The sequence below is a fragment of the Labrenzia sp. 5N genome, assembly GCF_012395805.1.
In the GTDB taxonomy this organism is placed as follows: domain Bacteria; phylum Pseudomonadota; class Alphaproteobacteria; order Rhizobiales; family Stappiaceae; genus Roseibium; species Roseibium algicola.
Map to the genome: position 1 here is coordinate 1 of NZ_JAAZTM010000007.1, position 3,144 is coordinate 3,144.

3 protein-coding genes are annotated in these 3,144 nt (G+C 58.1%); 2 read left to right on the forward strand and 1 reads right to left on the reverse strand.

Going from position 1 to position 3,144, the window contains the following annotated elements:
- Positions 1-169: 169 nt before the first annotated feature.
- Positions 170-1,060 carry a LysR family transcriptional regulator gene (locus tag HEP89_RS09725; RefSeq protein ID WP_062486532.1) on the reverse strand — a complete coding sequence of 297 codons (891 nt, stop codon included), beginning with the start codon at positions 1,058-1,060 and terminating at the stop codon, positions 170-172.
- Positions 1,061-1,149: 89 nt separating this feature from the next.
- Here HEP89_RS09725 and HEP89_RS09730 point away from each other — a divergent pair, with 89 nt between their 5' ends.
- Together HEP89_RS09730 and HEP89_RS09735 are read left to right on the forward strand one after the other, a co-directional pair.
- Positions 1,150-2,133 (forward strand): aldo/keto reductase, encoded by a 984-nt coding sequence (locus tag HEP89_RS09730; protein WP_062486536.1) that lies wholly within the window; start codon positions 1,150-1,152, stop codon positions 2,131-2,133.
- The gene (locus tag HEP89_RS09735) at positions 2,130-3,017 is read left to right on the forward strand and encodes a DMT family transporter (RefSeq protein ID WP_168691919.1); all 888 of its coding nucleotides are present in this window, start codon (positions 2,130-2,132) and stop codon (positions 3,015-3,017) included. The genes HEP89_RS09730 and HEP89_RS09735 overlap by 4 nt, the downstream gene beginning before the upstream one ends.
- The last annotated feature ends 127 nt before the right edge of the window (positions 3,018-3,144 follow it).

Sequence of the window (3,144 nt, forward strand, 5' to 3'; positions counted from 1 at the left end):
AGGGCGGGGAGCTGTCATTCGCTGCGGCGTGGTCGAACGACCGGAATTTGGCTGGAAGAACACTGGCTACTTTACTCGATGAGAGCGTTATCGTGGTCGTTCGAACAAGGGATTGCTTTTGCCACATGAGGCTCGCGACGATCTCATCGCCCTTTTTCGATTCAGACTCTCAACGCAGCCGAAGTGTTTTTACGACGGATTGCAGCGCTGCGGAGGATTGTCGCCGGTTTGGAAAATAGAGGTGGTAGCCGGCAAAGGGCGAACACCAGTCTTCAAACAAACGAACCAACCTGCCCGAGGCGATGTCTTCCTGAACGTGGTCTTCAGGCAACAGAGTGAATCCTTGTCCGGCAACGGCTGCGGCACAGCATAAACGTGGCGTGTTGAAAGCTGTTCGGCCATCGACCCTCACATTCAGCGCACGCCCCTCCTTTTCGAATTCCCAGACATAATATCCACCGAGCGTTTCGAGCCGGAGGTTGATGCAATTGTGTTCCACGAGATCCCGCGGATGTTCCGGGGGCGAGACGGCATCCAGATAGGATGGAGAGCAGACGAGTGCCATGCGAAGATCCGGACCGATGCGCACCGCGATCATGTCCCGGTCGATGCTTTCGCCAAGCCGCACTCCCGCATCGAAACGTTCCGCCACGATATCCGTCAAACGGCTTTCGACAATCAATTCGATCCGCAGGTCAGGATGTTGGACGAGAAGCGGCGAAAGTCTGGGCCAAAGAATTGTTTCCGCCGCCAGGGCAGGCGCTGCGATCCGGATCAGGCCGGAAGGTTCCTCGCGGAGCGAGCTCAAGGCGGCAATCTGGTCGTCAATTTCCTCAAGCGGCACCGCAAGGCCATCCGCGAGCCGCTCTCCCGCCTGCGTCAGAGATACTTTTCTGGTGGTCCGATTCAGCAAGCGCAGGCCCAGTGCAGCCTCCAGCCGCTTCACCGAATTGCTGACGGCCGATTGAGAAGTGCCAAGCCGTGCCGCTGCCCTGGTGAAGCCGCCCTGTTCGACCACTTCCAGAAAGACATTCAGGTCAGCCAGGTGATTGCGCCTCATTCATTCGATTCCAGTATCAGTCTAATCGAGATTATGCCCATTATCGATTTAAACTGCAGATGATACCGTGTCGATCATCGGAGGGAAAAATGCTCATACGCAAGATTGGTTCCGAAGGGCTTGAGGTTTCCGCGCTGGCACTCGGCGCCATGGGGTATGGCGAACTGCGCGACCGCCAGGGCCTGATAGAGCTCCTCAGAGCGGCAGTAGACCGGGGCATCACCCTGATTGACACCGCCGAGTCCTACGGTCCGTGGACAAACGAGGAAATCGTGGGAGAGGCACTTCGCCCGCTTCGCGGCAGGGTCCAGATAGCCACGAAGTTCGGCTGGGACATCGATCAAAAGACCGGGCGGCACAAGGGCGGCGTAAACAGCCGGCCGGAGCAGATCCGGAATGCGGTTGACGGCTCTCTGAAGCGGCTTGGCGTCGATGTCATCGATCTCATCTACCAGCACCGGGTCGACCCAAACGTGCCCATGGAAGATGTTGCCGGTACGGTCGCCGATCTCGCCGCAGCCGGCAAGGTACGCTATTTCGGCTTGTCCGAAGCGGGGCCAGCCTCCATCCATCGTGCACATGCGGTCTTTCCCGTCTCGGCGCTGCAAAGCGAATATTCGCTTTGGACTCGGGATCTGGAGCAGGACGTTTTCCAGGTGCTCGAAGACCTGGGGATCGGGCTCGTTCCCTTCAGTCCTCTTGGAAAGGGTTTTCTGACGGGCAAGATCGACCAGGATACGAAGCTCGATGGCGCGGATTTCCGGAGCAACATCCCGCGATTTGATCCTGAGGCCCGGGCTGCAAATGCTTCGCTGGTCGAAGGCCTGACCGGGATTGCAACACGTGTCGGCATCTCGACGGCGCAATTGGCACTTGCCTGGATGCTGGCCAAGAGGCCGTGGATCGTGCCTCTCTTCGGGACGCGCCGTGTCAGCCGGTTGGAGGAAAATTTGGGCGCGTTGGACGTTGAACTCTCCAGCGATGATTTCGAGGAAGTCGATCAACTCTCTGCTGGTTTCCAGGCGCAAGGCGACCGTTACCCCGAAGCCTTCCTGAAGCTTTCGGGCCAGTGAACACTTTGGAGGAACCCGGTCTTCCACTCCGTGCGGCACTTGCCGGGATCGCATTGGTACTGGCAGCGACCTTCTCCTTTGCGCTCGGAGACGTCAGCACCAAATATCTTGCTGGCCGCTATCCCGTCGAAGTCATTCTGGCAGTGCGCTACGCGCTGAACACGGCGCTTTTGCTGGCTTTCGTTTATCCGAAGCTGGGCGCCCGCCTTTGGGCAACCAACCGTGTCTGGCTTGTCATAGGCAGGGGTGGTTGCCTGGCCCTTGCTTCCCTCACGCTCGCCTTGGCCCTTCGCCTGATGCCCGTCGGTGAAACCATCGCCATAATTTACCTATCGCCCTTTGTCGTGATGCTTCTTTCCGCGCCATTTCTGGGCGAGCCTGTCCGGCGCGGGAACTGGATCTGGGCTGCCTTGGGTTTTGCCGGCGTCTTGATCATCGTAAGGCCGGGAGGTGGTCTGGATGCGTTTGGGGTTACCCTCGCCCTTATAAATGCTGGGCTTGCAACAGCCTATCACCTGCTAACCCATTTGCTTTCGCGCACGGAAACCACAATATCCCTGTTGTTCCATACGGCTTGGGTGGGCACCGTCGTCTTTGGCTTGTGGGCAGCCCCTTCATTGTCCGGACTTGCAATCGCTGCCTTCGATCTTGTCGTCATGCTTGGGCTGGGCGTTGCCTATTCCCTGGGTCACTATCTCTTCACAGCCGCCTATCGCGCAGCGCCGCCGTCTCTTCTGGCGCCTGTCAACTACGCCCATCTGGTGTGGGCGGGAGGACTTGGATTCTTGTTCTTCGGAGATGTCCCTGGCGTGTTCAGCCTGGCCGGGATGGGGCTGATCTGTGTTTCAGGCGTTGCGATTGCCCTGTCTGCACGCCGCAAATGAACTGATCTTCAAGAATTCAATTCCGAAAAGTGCGGTGTTCGGTTTGGAAATGGGTACACATTTCGAAAGTAATGGGGGCGCAAAGCTGCCATTGAATCAATAGGTGTTGGAGGACTGCTCAGGGCCG

Bases quoted from the DNA above. Each gene is read 5' to 3' on its own strand.
- HEP89_RS09730 (WP_062486536.1), top strand. From the start codon at position 1,150: ATGCTCATACGCAAGATTGGTTCCGAAGGGCTTGAGGTTTCCGCGCTG.
- HEP89_RS09725 (WP_062486532.1), bottom strand. From the start codon at position 1,060: ATGAGGCGCAATCACCTGGCTGACCTGAATGTCTTTCTGGAAGTGGTC.